This is a genomic window from Streptomyces xanthophaeus (assembly GCF_030440515.1).
Lineage (GTDB): Bacteria > Actinomycetota > Actinomycetes > Streptomycetales > Streptomycetaceae > Streptomyces > Streptomyces kutzneri.
Genome location: NZ_CP076543.1, coordinates 3224995 through 3238887, shown reverse-complemented (window position 1 = coordinate 3238887; position 13893 = coordinate 3224995). Strand labels below are relative to the sequence as shown.

The window sequence follows — 13893 nt, the reverse complement described above, 5'->3', positions numbered from 1 at the left end:
GTATGACCATTCGCGTGCTGCCGCTGCCCCCGACCGACGCCGAGGTGGACGCCTGGATCGCGGTCCTCACCGCCGCCCAGGCCGTCGACCTGCCGCAGGCGCCGCCGCCCGCCCGTACGGAGGTGGCCGGACGGCTGCGCGTGACACCCGCACGCGGCCGCGCCGCGCTCTGGGCGGCGGACGGGGGAGCGGGGGTGGCCGCACTGCTGCTGTTCACGGACGAGGCCAACGCGCACACCGCCTACCTCGACGTGCTCGCCGTACGCCCGGACGCCCGGCGCCGCGGCCTGGGCCGGGCCCTGTGGGAGCAGGTCCGGGCCGAGCTGCTCGCGCAGGGCCGGTCCTCCGTCATGACGCTCGTGGACCTGGGCGGGCCGGGCGAGCGGTTCGCGCGTTCGCTCGGCTTCCAGAACGTCCTGCCCATGGCCTGGTACGAGCAGGACGTGACGCGGCAGCCGCAGGCCGCAGCCGGGGCCACGTCCCCGGCGAGCACCGAGATCGCCCCGGGGTACGCGCTGCGCGCCTGGCACGGCCTGGTACCGGACGACTGGGCCGGGCCGCTGGCCACGGCCCACGCGGCGATGGAGGACGCGCCCACCGGCGACATCGACGAGAAGACCGAGACCTGGACGCCGGACAAGCTCCACGCCGCACACCGGCTGATCCTGGACCGCGGCGGCGAGATCACCACCGTCGCCGCGGTCACCACCGCGGGCGAGGTGGCCGCGTACACCGAACTGGTCCTGCCCGACCCGGCCGGCCCGCGCGCCCTCCAGTACGACACCGTGGTCGCCCCCGCCCACCGGGGCAACGGCCTGGGCCGCGCGGTCAAGCTGCACATGCTGGAGCTGGCCCGCCGCCGGTACCCCGCCCTGCGCCGGATCGCCACCACGGTGGCGGACGAGAACACCCCGATGCGCGCGGTGAACGAGAGCCTGGGCTACCGCCTCGACCGCCCCGCCGCGTACTACCAGCTCAGCCTGTAGCCGCCGGGTTCCGTGCCCCGGCCCCCTCCGACGGGGCCGACCACGACGCCAGCAGACGCAGGGCGTCCGCCGACGGGGAGCCGGGGGCGGCGTGGAAGGTGACCAGCGACTGCGCCGGGTCGTCCGGGAGCTTCAGCGTCTCGAAGGAAAGCCGCAGCTCACCCACGATCGGGTGCCGCAGCAGCTTCTCCCCGTGCGTCTTGTCCGCCACCGTGTGCGCCGCCCACAGCCGCCGGAACTCCTCGTTCTTCACCGACAGCTCCCCGACCAGTGCCGACAGCTGCTCGTCGTCCGGGTGCTGGCCCGCGTACATCCGCAGATTGCTCACCACCTCGCACGCCCGGCACTCCCACTCCCCGTACAGCTCCGCCGTCGCCGGGTCCAGGAACACCAGCCGCACCAGGTTCCGCTCGGCCGCCGGCAGCGCCCCGAAGTCCCCGAAGACCGCGGCCGCCAGCCGGTTCCAGCCGATGACGTCCTGCCGGTGCCCCACCAGGTACGCCGGTACCCCGTCCATCGCGTCCATCAGCGTGCGCAGCTCCGGCCGCACCTGCTGCGGGCGCCGGCTGTGGCGGCGCCGGTGCGCCTTCGGCCGCGCCAGGTCCATCAGGTGCGCCCGCTCGCTCCCGTCGAGGCGCAGGGCCCGCGCGAGCGCGTCCAGGACCTCCACCGACACGTTGTGACCGTCGCGCTGCTCCAGCCGCGTGTAGTACGCGACCGACACCCCTGCCAGCTGCGCCAGTTCCTCCCGGCGCAGCCCGGGAACGCGCCGGTGGCGCCCGTGGTCGGGCAGACCCACGTCCTCGGGGCGCAGCCGCGCACGGCGGGAGCGGAGGAACTCGCCGAGGCAGGCTCGCTGATCAAGCTGGTCCATCCCGTCAGTATCCCCGGGCGGCGCATCCCGGAGCAGGCCTGAGCCTGACCCCGCCAGGAGTAGGTTCACCGGACGTAGGCCGGACAGGGGGATGGCTGCCCACCGGGCGAACCGGCAGCGTGGGGGCCACCGCTCAGGCACGACCCCGTTCGAGGAGCACCCCATGTCCGTCACCCAGGCCACCCACGTCACGCAGGCCGCGCAGGCCGTCCAGGGTACGCCGGTCGCCGCGTACGCCGCCCCCGCCGCCAAGGCCCCGCTGGAGCGCACCACCATCACGCGCCGGCCCGTCGGTGCGCACGACGTCCTCATCGACATCAAGTACTCCGGCATCTGCCACTCCGACATCCACCAGGTGCGCGACGGCTGGGGCGAGGGCATCTACCCGATGGTCCCCGGCCACGAGATCGCCGGTGTCGTCTCCGAAGTCGGCCCGGCCGTCACCCGGTTCTCCGTCGGGGACCGGGTGGGCGTCGGCTGCTTCGTCGACTCCTGCCGCCGTTGCGAGTACTGCCTGCGCGGCCAGGAGCAGTTCTGCTCCGAGGGCATGACCGGCACCTACAACGCCCTCGACCGCAGCGGCGAGCCCACGTACGGCGGCTACTCCACCCACCTCGTCGTCGACGAGAAGTACACCGTCCGCATCCCCGACGGCCTCGGCCTCGACGTCGCCGCCCCGCTGCTGTGCGCCGGCATCACCCTCTACTCCCCGCTCAGGCACTGGCAGGCGGGCCCCGGCAAGAAGGTCGCCGTCGTCGGCCTCGGCGGCCTCGGCCACATCGGTGTGAAGATCGCGCACGCGCTCGGCGCGGAGGTCACCGTCCTGTCGCAGACGCTGCGCAAGAAGGAGGACGGCCTGAAGCTGGGCGCCTCCCACTTCTACGCCACCAGCGACGAGGCAACCTTCGAGGAACTGGCCGGCCGCTTCGACCTGATCCTGTCCACCGTCTCCGCACCCCTCGGCCTGGACGCCTACCTGGGTCTGCTGAAGGTCGACGGCGCGCTGGTGAACGTCGGCGCCCCGGAGGAGCCCGTCGCGCTCAACCTCTTCTCCGTCATCGGCGGCCGCAAGACCCTCGCCGGATCGATGATCGGCGGGATCGCCGAGACCCAGGAGATGCTGGACTTCTGCGCCGAGCACGGACTGGGCTCGGAGATCGAGCTGATCACCGCCGGGCAGATCAACGAGGCGTACGAGCGGGTGCTGGCGAGCGACGTGCGCTACCGCTTCGTGATCGACGCGTCGACGATCTGACCCCGGGAGCGGGAGCGGGAGCGGGAGCGGGAGCGGGAGCGGGACCGGGGGCGGCCGGCGGCGGCCGCCTGCGCTGTCACACGTTCTTCATGCCGCGTGCATGGCCTCCACGGCGCACGGCCGCGGATGATCTCCACACACCGACCGCCACCCGCGACCGCGCAGGAGTCCGCCATGCCCACCCGCCGCCACTTCCTCGCCGGATCGGCGGCGGCCGCCGCCGGCCTCGCGGCCCTGCCCCAACTGGCCGCCCCCGCGCAGGCGTCCGCCGCCGGGAGCGCGGCGCCGCCGCCCCACCTGGTGGTGATCCTGGCCGACGACCTCGGCTACGGCGACCTGGGCGCGTACGGCCAGAAGCTGATCACCACCCCTCACATCGACCGGCTCGCCGCCGAGGGCCTGCGCTTCACCGACGCCTACTCCGCGGCCGCCGTCTGCGCCCCGTCGCGCGCCGCGCTCCTCACCGGCCTGCACACCGGCCACGCCGCCGTCCGCGCCAACCCGGCCGCCGGCGGCCAGGGCAGCCTCGCCGCCGGGGACACCACCTTCGCCGAAGTGCTGCGCGCGCGGGGCTACCGTACGGGCCTGTTCGGCAAGTGGGGCTTCGGACCGGAGGCCGCGGACCAGCCCAGCCACCCGGGCGCGCGGGGCTTCGAGGAGTTCTACGGGTACATCGACCACAGCCACGCCCACCAGTACCGCCCCGCGTACCTGTGGCACAACGGCACCAAGGAAACCCTCCCCGCGGGCACCTACGCCCCCGACGCGATCGCGGCGCGCGCCCTCGACTTCATCGACACCCACGCGGCCGGACCCGACCCCTTCCTGCTGCTCCTCGCCCCCAACCTCCCGCACGCGCCCAGCGAGATCCCCGACGTCGGCGCCTACGCCGCGCGGCCGTGGACCCAGGCCAACCAGGCCCACGCGGCCCAGATCGGCCTCCTCGACGCGCAGGTCGGCGCCGTCGTGGACCGGCTGCGCGCACACGGGATCGCGGAGCGGACCGTGGTCCTGGTGGCCTCCGACAACGGCCCGCACGAGGAGGGCGGGGTCGACCCCGACCTGTTCGACGCCAACGGCCCGCTGCGCGGCTACAAGCGCAACCTCTACGAGGGCGGCGTCCGGGTCCCGCTGATCGCCTGGTCCCCGGGCCGCATCGCCCCCGGCACCACCAGCGCCCGGCCCACCCCCCTGTACGACGTGCTGCCCACCCTCGCCGAGCTCGCCGCGGCCCCCGCCCCCACCGACATCGACGGCCTCTCCGCCGCTCCGGTCCTGGACGGCGCGGCCGCCGACGCCCCCCTCCACGGCCACCTGTACTGGTACCGCGACGAGCAGGGCGTCACCGGCCGGGCCGACGCCCAGGACGGGGGCCGGGCCAAGCAGGTCGCCGAGGCCCTCCGCAAGGACCAGTGGAAGGCCGTACGGTTCGCCCCCGGGCGGGACCGCACGGTCGCCGACTCCGCATGGGCGTTCGAGCTCTACGACCTGGCCGCCGACCCCGGAGAGAAGAACGACGTGGCGGCCGGGAACCCCTCGGTGGTCGCCTCGCTGACCGCCCTGCTGCGCGCCTCGTGGACCGACACCTACGTACGCCGCCCGTGGGGCCTGACCGCGGTCGCCGACCCGTCGGCCTCGACGCTCACCACCACCGTCGCGAACGGCAGCGCCCGCCCCTGGCCCGACGTACGCGTCACCCTCCCGCTCCCGTCCGGCTGGACGGCCACGCCCACCGGCCCGGCGGCCACGGCGTCCCTCGCCCCGGGCCAGGCCCTGACCACCACCTGGCGGGTGGGCGCGCCCTCGACCGCCCCGGCCGTGCTCGTCCCGCAGGCGACCACGTCCTCGTCCTTGCGCTTCACGGCGGCGACGCGGTTCACCCCGCTCCCGGCGCCGCCCACCCGGGACAGCCACCTCAGCGACCTCCCGTGGGTCACGGCCACCAACGGCTGGGGCCCGGTGGAGATCGACCGCTCCAACGGCAAGCAGGCGGCGGGCGACGGCACACCGATCGCCTTCGGCGGAGTGACCTACGCCAAGGGCCTCGGGGTCCACGCCCCCTCGGAGATCGTCTACCACCTGGGCGGGCGCGCCTCCCGCTTCACGGCCCTCGTCGGCATCGACGACTTCTCCACGAAGCAGTCGCCGACCGGCGCCACCCGGGCGATCGTCCGCGCCGACGGCCGGACCCTGCTGACCACCGCCACCCTGACCGGAGCCACCGGCCCCACCGCCATCGACCTCGACGTGACCGGCGTCCGCCTCCTCCACCTGCTGGTCGAGGACGCGAACGCCCGCTCCTCCTTCGACCACACCTCATGGGCCCGCCCCTACGTGACGGTCGTCTGACCTGCCCCGTCCGGCCTCAGTACCCCCGAGGATGCGCGGAAAGCCAGCCGGCGTGCCGCTCGCGCATCCGGTCCCGCTCCTGCCGCGTGGGGAGGACGACATCGGCGCCGCCGTCGTACGGGTGGTACATCCGGGTGAGCCCGGGGTCCGTCACGAAGACACCCGACAGCGTGTCGTCGGCCACCGCACGCAGCAACGGGTCGATGCAGCCCCGCCGCCAGGGGCGGCGGTCGGCGTAGAAGTACCAGCGCAGATGGCAGAACGGATCCGGGTCGTAGGTGTCGTCCACCGTGGTCCACAGCGTGCCCTCCGGGTGGAAGGCACGCCGCTCCACCGACCGGTCCGTGTGCTCGGACACCTCGGACCGGCCGGTGGTCACCACGTACACCTCGTCGCCCGCGAAGAGCTCCTCCAGGACCGTGTTGTACCGGTCCAGGAGCACCGCGTACTCCGCTTCGCCGTCCGGGTAGCGCTTCGATTCCGGCAGGCTGTGGAAACGCACCCACCGGTGGGCGTACACCGTCTTCAGCTCGTGCGGGAACAGCGGGCCGGGAGGCCTCTGCTCCCGCCACAGACGGGTCAGCCCCTCGTGTGCGGGGTCGGCGACGGGGGCACTCACGCCCCGGGGGCCTTGGCGACGCCGATCGGGCAGGACACGCCCGTGCCGCCGATGCCGCAGTAGCCGCCCGGGTTCTTGTCGAGGTACTGCTGGTGGTGCGCCTCCGCCGGCCAGAAGGGGCGCTCCGCGGCCGGCAGCACCGCCGTGGTGATCGGGCCGTAGCCCGAGGAGGCCAGGACCTGCTGGTAGGCCGCGCGGGAGGCCTCCGCCGTCTCCTGCTGGTCGGGGGAGTGGGTGTAGACCGCCGAGCGGTACTGGGTGCCGACGTCGTTGCCCTGGCGGAAGCCCTGGGTGGGGTCGTGGGACTCCCAGAACAGCTTCAGCAGCGCGGCGTAGGAGACCTGGGACGGGTCGAAGACCACGCGGACCACCTCGGTGTGGCCGGTCAGACCCGAGCAGACCTCCTCGTAGGTCGGATTCTCGGTGAAGCCGCCCTGGTAGCCGGCCAGCGTGGTCCACACCCCGGGGGTCTGCCAGAACTTGCGCTCCGCGCCCCAGAAACAGCCCAGACCGAAGTCGGCGACCTCCAGGTGCGCGGGGTAGGGGCCGGACAGCGGGTTGCCCAGCACGGTGTGCCGGTCGGGCACGGCGAACAGCGGCTCCGCGCGGCCCGTCAGGGCCTCCTCGCGGGTGGGGAGCTCGGGCGTACGGCGGTACGAGAACATGGATTCCCTCCTTGTGGGAGTGACAACGTGCGAAGGGCGGGCCGGGATTCCCCGACCCGCCCTCCGCCGCCGCACGGGTCACAGACCCGGCGTCACCTCGCGTACCGCCCAGTCCCGCGCGTGCACGTAGCGGGACTTCGGCCAGTAGTACCAGGGCATCGCCCCGATGTGTCCGTCGATGTGGCGGAACTGCTCGACCGCCTCCGCGTCCCGGTCCTGCCAGAACAGGAACCACGCGAGCGGGTGACGCAGCCGGATCGACCGCCAGTCGCCCGGATCGGCCGCTGCCAGGTCGGCGAGGGCGGCATCGACCGCCGCGACGACCTCCGGCTCCTTGAAGAAGGTCTCCGGCTTGAGCTCCGACTCGTGCAGTTCCTGCTCGATGTAGGCGATCAGCGGCAGTACGGACAGCAGCTCACCCGGCTCGGCCCCGGCGGCGCACTCGCGGGCGAAGGCGAGCGCGAGCTCGTGCGAGCCGCGCCACTTCTGGCTCCAGTACTGCATGGCGTTCGTGTGGGCCGAAAGGTTCTTCGGGTCCCGCTTCATGATCTGCGACCACAGCTGCTCGTACCGCTCGTGCGGGTAACCGAGGCCCAGGCTGATGTTCTGCTCCACCATGTACGGGACCGGGTCCGCGGGGTCCGCCAGCCGCTGGGCCTCGTGCGTCTGCTCCTGCGCCTTGACCAGCAGCTCGCGGAAGATCCGGAACTGCTCCTGAGTGGTGTGGCTGGCCCGCGCGGAGCCCCGCACGTTCCACGCCACCATGATGTCCGTGTCCGCGGTCACCAGCGCCGCGGACGCGTCCGACGGCCTGGCCGCGCGCCACGCCAGCAGCCAGACGTCGTCCTCGGCAGCCAGCTCGGACAGGACGCGGACGCGCTGCCAGCGCTCCTCCCAGTCCTGCCCGGCCGCCTCGAGATAGGCGGCGCCCGCTTCCCAGTCGCCGGCCTTGACCGCCGCGACGGCGGCGGTCCGCTCGGGCGGCACGGGCAGCACGTTGTCCGTGTCGAGCTCGTCCTCCGGCACGAAGCCCAGCGCGACGACCGCCGCGGCCTGCCGCGCCTTCCGCTCGGCCTTGACGGCGGCCGTCCCGGCGTTCGTGGCCTCGGTCCGGCCCTCGATGACGGCTATCTCCGCCTCCAGCCGCTTCGCCTTGCGGATGTAGTAGACGCCGCGCAGAACCTTGAACGCGCCGAAGAGCAGCATGGCGCCCAGGATGTACAGGCCGATCACGGGGCAAGCACCAGCTTTCGCAGGGGTTCGGTGTCGGGCAGGTCGGCGACGGCCGCGTCCAGGGCCGCGCCCAGGCGCTCCTCGAAGCCGTCGGCCGGGTAGCTCAGGGAGGCCGAGTCGGACCACGACAGCTGCCAGCGGGCGGCGCCGCGGGCCGTCAGTTCGACGGTGACCAGCTGGTTCAGCGCGCGCCGGACGACCGGGCGGGCGAACTCGCGGGCCGTACGGCCGGTGGCGGCCGCCGCCTCCTCCGACTTCGGGAAACGGTCGGCGATGCGCCAGCGCACCGCCGGGTCGGCGTCGAACGCGTCCAGCACGGCGTCGAGCCCGGGGCCCGCGCCCTCGGCGGCGAAGGCCTCACGGATGTCCTCCGCGCCCTGGCCGACGTACACGGTCATGGAGTCGTGGACGAGGTCCTCCCAGTCGACCCGCTTGAGCGCGAGCGCCTCCGGGGTGAGGACGGCCTGCTCCAGCGCGGTCAGCGCCGCACCGGCGTCGGCCAGCAGCTCCAGGGCCGGCCGGGCGGCCTGCCCGGAGCGGCCGTCGTCGGGCAGGGCCTCGATGCGGGCCACGCGCTCGGCGAGCGCGGGGTGCGAGTCGTAGGGGGAGGTGGGCTCGGTCGACAGTTCCCGGCGCAGCTCGTCCAGGTCGGCCGAGCGCGCGTCCAGGAGGCGGCGCAGGCCGCCGAAGACCTCGCCCGGGCGGGGCAGCAGGCCGGCGCCGACCCCGAGGGTGGCGTAGGAGCCCATGTAGAAGTCGTGCGCCGAGTCGAGGGCGTTCAGCTCGCGCAGCGCGGACGCGGCGGAGTCGCGGCCGGCGACCCGGACCGAGGCGAGGTCGGCGGCGAGCTCCTGGCGGCGGGAGGTGGAGCGGGTGGCACGCATGTAGAAGTTGCCGTACGCGATGTAGATCTTGGCCATGGCGCGGTACATCGCGCCCTCGCCCGCGGTGTCGACGCCCTTGGCCTTCTTGCCCTTGGCGATCCGCTTCTCGTCCTTGCGCTCCTGCTTCGCCCGCTCCTTGGCCACCTTCTTGTCGGCGCGGTCGTGGAAGTAGCCGATGGTGCGGATCAGCTGGGCGCGGCCGCGGGCGATCAGCGGGGTGAGACGCGTGTCGAAGTTGGCGTAGTGGCCCATCTCGTGGGCGAGCACGGCGCGCAGCTGCATCTCGTCCAGGCCCGTCATCAGCGGCAGGCCGAGGTAGAGGCGGCGGGTGCCGGGCCGCAGGCCCAGCAGCCTGGCGTCCTCGCCGACGGCCGCGTTCACCTCGTCGATCAGCACGATCTCGTCGGGGGCGCGGGTGCCGACCTGCTGCGCGATGTCACGCACGACCGCCCACAGCTCGGGCTCCTGCGCCTCGCCGACCGTGACACCGGCCGGGGGCTCGCCCTGGGGGGTGCGCAGCATGAACATGCCGCGCACGATCGGGACGGTGAGGACGAGGGACACGATGACCAGCTTGGCCACGATCGGGCCGTGCAGGGTGGTGACGACGGCGTAGTCGATGCCGCCGAGCGCGGCGAGCAGGAACACGCCGAGCAGGTAGAAGCCTGCGAGCAGGACGAGGGCGCGCAAGGCGCGCAGTGAAGCGCCCATATGGACAGATCCCCCCACGGGAACGAAAAAGAACGGGTGGCAGGGCAGAAGGCCACGGCCACCGCCGCATCATGCGGCCTGTGGTTACTTACAGCAACTTTATTCGCCAAGGATCCCCGCGGGGCGGCCGGGGTGGACGCACGCACCGGGCCGGACGCGCTGGAGCTCCGGGCCGGACGCACCGGGCCGGACCACCGATCCGCCGGCCGGGACCGTGGATCCGCGGGCCGGCCCGGAGGGCTACCGCGCCAGGGTCGCCGGCGACCCGCCGTTCGCCTCGTACCCCGCCACCGCCATCGCCCGGTACACCGCGTACATCGCGGCCGGGTCGTCCGCCTCCGACCACGGCAGCGCGCCCACGTACCCGTCCACGTGCCGGACCTGCTCCATCGCCTCCGCCCAACGCTCCATGAAGACCAGGAACATCAGCAGCATGTGCCGTACGTGCACCACCATCGGGTCGTCCTCACGCGCCGTGTGCACCGCGTACAGTGCGCCCTCCACCGCCCGCGTGACGACCGCGCCCCGGTAGAAGCTCGGGCTCAGCACGATGTCCGGCTGGTTCTCGCGCAGCGCGAACATCGGCAGGGCCGCCAGCAGCGAGCCCTGCGGGGCGCGCGCCGCGGCCGCGTGCGCGAAGGTGTCGGCCTTCTCCCGCGAGCCGTGCCACTTCGCGCCCCAGTAGTGCAGCGCGGCGAGATGGGCGCCCATGTGCTCCGGGGCCCGGTCGACGACCTTCGCCCACAGCTCGTCGAACTCCGCCTCCGGGTACGCCAGTCCCCGCGCGATCGCCAGCTCCGTGATGTACGGGACCGGGTCCCCCGGGGCCAGCAGCGCGGCCTTGCGGCACGCGTCCCGGGCCTCCTCCAGGATGATCCGGTGGTCCTCGGAACCGACGCCGCCCGAGTGCCGCCACGCCTGCTGCACCAGCAGCTCCGCGTGCACCTGCGCGCCGCCCGGGTCCTTCTCCGCCTCCAGCCGCCACGCCCTCAGCCACTGCGCGCCCTTCCCGGGCTGCGCCATCAGCTCCAGGGCCGCGGCCCCGCCGAAGGCCTGCACGCGCTGCCAGCGCCGCTCGCCCTCCCGCGGGGTCCCGGCGAGCAGCTGCGAGGCCGCCTCCCACCGGCCGGTGAGCCGTACGTTGTCGAGGGCGTCCATCAGGTCCTGGTCGGGCCCGGGAATGCGGATCTCGAGCTCTTCCTGCCGGTCGAATCCGTAGTTCGCCGGGTCGGCGGCGTCGGGGCTGCCCGGCGGGACCAGGCGGATAGCACCGCGCCGCCGCCGTATGTACGGACCGAGAATGATCACGATCATGAGCATCGCGAACACCAACCACAGAATCTCCATGCCTCCAGCGAACCAGACAGAGGGGGGAGCAGGCCAATAGGGGGGCGGGCGCCGGGCGGGCATAGCATCGGACCATGAGCGACGACAGCCACGAGCACCAGAGCTTCGAGACCCGCGCGATCCACGCGGGCAACACGGCGGACCCGCTGACCGGCGCGGTCGTGCCCCCGATCTACCAGGTTTCCACCTACAAGCAGGACGGCGTCGGAGGGCTCCGCGGCGGCTACGAGTACAGCCGCAGCGCCAACCCGACCCGGACCGCGCTGGAGGAGAACCTCGCGGCCCTGGAGGGCGGCCGTCGCGGTCTCGCCTTCGCGTCCGGACTCGCCGCCGAGGACTGCCTGCTGCGCACGCTGCTCGCCCCGGGCGACCACGTGGTCATCCCGAACGACGCGTACGGCGGCACCTTCCGCCTCTTCGCGAAGGTCGTCTCCCGCTGGGGCGTGGAGTGGTCGGTGGCCGACACCTCCGACCCCGAGTCGGTACGGGCGGCCCTCACCCCGAAGACGAAGGTCATCTGGGTCGAGACCCCCTCCAACCCGCTGCTCGGCATCACCGACATCGCCGTGGTCGCCGGCATCGCGCGCTCGGCCGGCGCCAAGCTGGTCGTGGACAACACCTTCGCCTCGCCGTACCTCCAGCAGCCCCTGGCGCTGGGCGCCGACGTGGTCGTGCACTCGCTGACCAAGTACATGGGCGGGCACTCCGACGTGGTCGGCGGCGCGCTGGTCACCGCGGACGAGGCGCTGGGCGAGGAACTGGCCTACCACCAGAACGCGATGGGTGCGGTGGCCGGTCCGTTCGACTCCTGGGTCGTGCTGCGGGGCATCAAGACCCTGGCCGTGCGCATGGACCGGCACGCGGAGAACGCGGGCAAGATCGTGGAGCTGCTCAAGCGCCACCCGAAGGTCACCAACGTCCTCTACCCGGGCCTGCCCGAGCACCCGGGCCACGAGGTCGCGGCCAAGCAGATGCGCAACTTCGGCGGCATGATCTCCTTCCAGGTCGCCGGCGGCGAGGAAGAGGCCGTCGCCGTCTGCGGCCGCACCAAGATCTTCACCCTGGCCGAGTCCCTGGGCGGCGTCGAGTCCCTGATCGAGCACCCGGGCCGCATGACGCACGCGTCGGTGGCCGGTTCGGCGCTGGAGGTTCCGGCGGACCTGATCCGCCTGTCGGTCGGCATCGAGAACGCCGACGACCTCGTGGCGGACCTCACCCAGGCCCTGGGCTAGCCGCCCCCGCCGGGCCCCCCGGTCGTTCCGGCTTCCGCCGGGCAACTCCCGGGCCCGGCGGTCCCCAGCCCCTCCGGCGTTTGAGGCGCGGGGTCTGGGGCGGAGCCCCAGGAAACCCGGCTCCGCCGGGCACCGGGCTCCGCCCGGACCCTCCCCCAGCTACCGCTGGGAGGTGCCCCCTGCTCGAACGCCGGCGAGGCTGAATGTGCCCCGGGCGAAGCTGAATGCGGCCCCGGCGAAGCTGGAGGTGGCCGGCAGGGCCGGATGTGCCCGGCGCAGCCGGAATGGGCTCGGCGAAGCCGGGTCGGGGGCTACCAGCCCTGCAGGGGTGGGGAGATGCCGCTCGGGGGAGTGGTCCAGGGGTGGGTCAAGGAGGCCCACACCGCGAAGGCCACCGCCGCGGCGAAGAGCACGGCCCACCCGAACCGCCGCAGGGCCCGCCGCCGCCGCAGAAGGCGGTCGCCCCGGGCCGCGGCCCCCGCCGCGAGCCCCGTCGGCACCGGCGGGTACGGGCCCTCCAGGAGTCGTCTGACCTGTGCTTCCTTCCGGTCCGGGCCCCCGCTCACGCCGCCTCCCGGTTCCGCAGCGCCTCCACGGCCCGGTTGCACAGCACCCGTACCCGCTCCACCGGCATCCCGAGCTGCGCCGCCGTGACCTCCTCCGCGACCCCTTCGTAGAGCCGCAGGACCAGGACGAGCCGCTCCGGCGGGCTCAGCCGCGCCAGTACACCGGCGCCGCCGTGATGGCGCCAGCCGGTCCGGGCGAAGGCCTCGCACAGCTCCTGGCGGGTGAAGTCGTACGGATCGTCCCCGCGCAGGCGCCGCCAGTTCGCGTACGTACGGGCCAGCGCGCCCGCCAGCAGCCGCCGGGCCGACTCCGGTTCACCGGTCAGCAGGAGCGCGACATGCAGGAGACGCCCGGCCGCGCCCGCGACGAAGGCTTCGAACTCCGCGTAGGAGCCCGCCTGTTGATCAACCACCCGCATAGTCCACATAGTGCGGGCAGCGGGGCCGCCCGGGTCAAGAGGACGGACGGACTCCGCTCAGGAGGCGGGACCGGCTTCGGCCACGGCCGCCATGAGCTCCGACAGCGACAGGTTGAAGCGCGTCAGCAGACCGGTGAAGGATTCCCGCTCGCCCTCGCTCCAGCCCTCCGTCACGCGGGCCATCAGTTCGCGGCGCGAGGAGCGCACCTCTTCCAGCCGGGCCAGCCCCCGCGGGGACAGCGCGAGCACCACGGCCCGCCCGTCCTCGGGGTGCGAGGTCCGCTTGACCAGACCGCTGTCGACCAGCGGCGCGACCTGCCGGGTCACTGTGGAGGAGTCGATCCCCATGCCGCCGGCGAGCGCCTTCACGCCCATCGGGCCTTCCAGGTCGAGCCGGTTCAGCAGCAGGTAGGCGGCGCGGTCCATCGAGTTGCGGGCCTGGCCCACACCGCCCAGACGGGTCTGCTCGGCACGGCGGGCGAAGACCGCCACCTGGTGCTGGAGCGCGTCGAGGAGACCGGCTCCGGCGGGCGCGTCGGGCGCCGCGGGCAGATCGGAATTGGCCGGGGTGGAAGGCATGGCCGTGGGCTCTCTTCGCGTGGGTCCGACAAGGATGGGGGACAGAGTACGCGGCCGTGCGGCGGCTCGTACGCCTCGTACGAGAACTGATACGGCGGGTTGGGGCCCCTGCCCCGCGCGTGTCCCGGATGGCGAGATATCGCCCCTCGCCCGGGCGCTCCCGCGGGCGTCCCC

General features: G+C 73.6%; 13 protein-coding genes. 4 read left to right on the top strand and 9 right to left on the bottom strand.

Going from position 1 to position 13893, the window contains the following annotated elements:
- The first annotated feature begins 2 nt into the window (after positions 1 to 2).
- On the top strand, positions 3 to 986 hold the full coding sequence (locus KO717_RS13890; protein WP_301367013.1) for a GNAT family N-acetyltransferase: 984 nt from the start codon (positions 3 to 5) through the stop codon (positions 984 to 986).
- On the opposite strand, the gene KO717_RS13885 is transcribed toward KO717_RS13890, so the two are convergent.
- Positions 976 to 1860 (bottom strand): helix-turn-helix transcriptional regulator, encoded by an 885-nt coding sequence (locus KO717_RS13885; protein ID WP_301367012.1) that lies wholly within the window; start codon positions 1858 to 1860, stop codon positions 976 to 978. The two genes, KO717_RS13890 and KO717_RS13885, sit on opposite strands and share 11 nt — an antisense overlap.
- 163 nt (positions 1861 to 2023) lie before the next feature.
- Between KO717_RS13885 and KO717_RS13880 the strand changes: the two genes are divergently transcribed.
- Positions 2024 to 3115 (top strand): NAD(P)-dependent alcohol dehydrogenase, encoded by a 1092-nt coding sequence (locus tag KO717_RS13880; protein WP_301367011.1) that lies wholly within the window; start codon positions 2024 to 2026, stop codon positions 3113 to 3115.
- A 174-nt stretch (positions 3116 to 3289) separates the two neighbouring features.
- Entirely contained in the window at positions 3290 to 5464 is a 2175-nt protein-coding gene (locus KO717_RS13875) for a sulfatase-like hydrolase/transferase (protein WP_301367010.1), read from the top strand.
- Between the two features lie 16 nt (positions 5465 to 5480).
- Here the strand turns inward: KO717_RS13875 and KO717_RS13870 are convergent, their stop codons facing one another.
- The 5 genes from KO717_RS13870 to KO717_RS13850 all read right to left on the bottom strand — a co-directional run bounded on the left by KO717_RS13870 (position 5481) and on the right by KO717_RS13850 (position 10923).
- Positions 5481 to 6083 carry a DUF3885 domain-containing protein gene (locus KO717_RS13870; RefSeq protein ID WP_301367009.1) on the bottom strand — a complete coding sequence of 201 codons (603 nt, stop codon included), beginning with the start codon at positions 6081 to 6083 and terminating at the stop codon, positions 5481 to 5483.
- The gene (gene msrA, locus KO717_RS13865) at positions 6080 to 6748 is read right to left on the bottom strand and encodes a peptide-methionine (S)-S-oxide reductase MsrA (RefSeq protein WP_301367008.1); all 669 of its coding nucleotides are present in this window, start codon (positions 6746 to 6748) and stop codon (positions 6080 to 6082) included. Before msrA ends, KO717_RS13870 begins: the two co-directional genes overlap by 4 nt.
- 78 nt (positions 6749 to 6826) lie before the next feature.
- The gene (locus KO717_RS13860; RefSeq protein ID WP_301367007.1) at positions 6827 to 7981 is read right to left on the bottom strand and encodes a hypothetical protein; all 1155 of its coding nucleotides are present in this window, start codon (positions 7979 to 7981) and stop codon (positions 6827 to 6829) included.
- The gene (locus KO717_RS13855) at positions 7978 to 9576 is read right to left on the bottom strand and encodes a M48 family metallopeptidase (RefSeq protein WP_301367006.1); all 1599 of its coding nucleotides are present in this window, start codon (positions 9574 to 9576) and stop codon (positions 7978 to 7980) included. The genes KO717_RS13860 and KO717_RS13855 overlap by 4 nt, the downstream gene beginning before the upstream one ends.
- A 240-nt stretch (positions 9577 to 9816) precedes the next feature.
- Positions 9817 to 10923, bottom strand: a complete 1107-nt coding sequence (locus KO717_RS13850; RefSeq protein WP_301367005.1) for a hypothetical protein — start codon at positions 10921 to 10923, stop codon at positions 9817 to 9819.
- A gap of 74 nt (positions 10924 to 10997) precedes the next feature.
- Here KO717_RS13850 and KO717_RS13845 point away from each other — a divergent pair, with 74 nt between their 5' ends.
- Positions 10998 to 12155 (top strand): cystathionine gamma-synthase, encoded by a 1158-nt coding sequence (locus KO717_RS13845; RefSeq protein ID WP_301367004.1) that lies wholly within the window; start codon positions 10998 to 11000, stop codon positions 12153 to 12155.
- 311 nt (positions 12156 to 12466) lie between these two features.
- On the opposite strand, the gene KO717_RS13840 is transcribed toward KO717_RS13845, so the two are convergent.
- The 3 genes from KO717_RS13840 to KO717_RS13830 are packed head-to-tail and all read right to left on the bottom strand — an operon-like array spanning position 12467 to position 13719.
- Entirely contained in the window at positions 12467 to 12721 is a 255-nt protein-coding gene (locus tag KO717_RS13840; RefSeq protein WP_301367003.1) for a hypothetical protein, read from the bottom strand.
- Positions 12718 to 13140: a sigma factor-like helix-turn-helix DNA-binding protein gene (locus KO717_RS13835; RefSeq protein WP_437184510.1), complete on the bottom strand. Its 423-nt coding sequence runs from the start codon at positions 13138 to 13140 to the stop codon at positions 12718 to 12720. The genes KO717_RS13840 and KO717_RS13835 overlap by 4 nt, the downstream gene beginning before the upstream one ends.
- A gap of 57 nt (positions 13141 to 13197) precedes the next feature.
- Positions 13198 to 13719, bottom strand: coding sequence for a MarR family winged helix-turn-helix transcriptional regulator (locus KO717_RS13830; protein ID WP_030009956.1), 522 nt, complete (start codon positions 13717 to 13719; stop codon positions 13198 to 13200).
- Between the last annotated feature and the right edge of the window lie 174 nt (positions 13720 to 13893).

Excerpts from the sequence above, each read along its gene's own strand:
- KO717_RS13890 (WP_301367013.1), top strand. The coding sequence starts at position 3 with ATGACCATTCGCGTGCTGCCGCTGCCCCCGACCGACGCCGAGGTGGAC.
- KO717_RS13885 (WP_301367012.1), bottom strand. The coding sequence starts at position 1,860 with ATGGACCAGCTTGATCAGCGAGCCTGCCTCGGCGAGTTCCTCCGCTCC.
- KO717_RS13880 (WP_301367011.1), top strand. The coding sequence starts at position 2,024 with ATGTCCGTCACCCAGGCCACCCACGTCACGCAGGCCGCGCAGGCCGTC.
- KO717_RS13875 (WP_301367010.1), top strand. The coding sequence starts at position 3,290 with ATGCCCACCCGCCGCCACTTCCTCGCCGGATCGGCGGCGGCCGCCGCC.
- msrA (WP_301367008.1), bottom strand. The coding sequence starts at position 6,748 with ATGTTCTCGTACCGCCGTACGCCCGAGCTCCCCACCCGCGAGGAGGCC.
- KO717_RS13855 (WP_301367006.1), bottom strand. The coding sequence starts at position 9,576 with ATGGGCGCTTCACTGCGCGCCTTGCGCGCCCTCGTCCTGCTCGCAGGC.
- KO717_RS13850 (WP_301367005.1), bottom strand. The coding sequence starts at position 10,923 with ATGGAGATTCTGTGGTTGGTGTTCGCGATGCTCATGATCGTGATCATT.
- KO717_RS13845 (WP_301367004.1), top strand. The coding sequence starts at position 10,998 with ATGAGCGACGACAGCCACGAGCACCAGAGCTTCGAGACCCGCGCGATC.
- KO717_RS13835 (WP_437184510.1), bottom strand. The coding sequence starts at position 13,140 with ATGCGGGTGGTTGATCAACAGGCGGGCTCCTACGCGGAGTTCGAAGCC.
- KO717_RS13830 (WP_030009956.1), bottom strand. The coding sequence starts at position 13,719 with ATGCCTTCCACCCCGGCCAATTCCGATCTGCCCGCGGCGCCCGACGCG.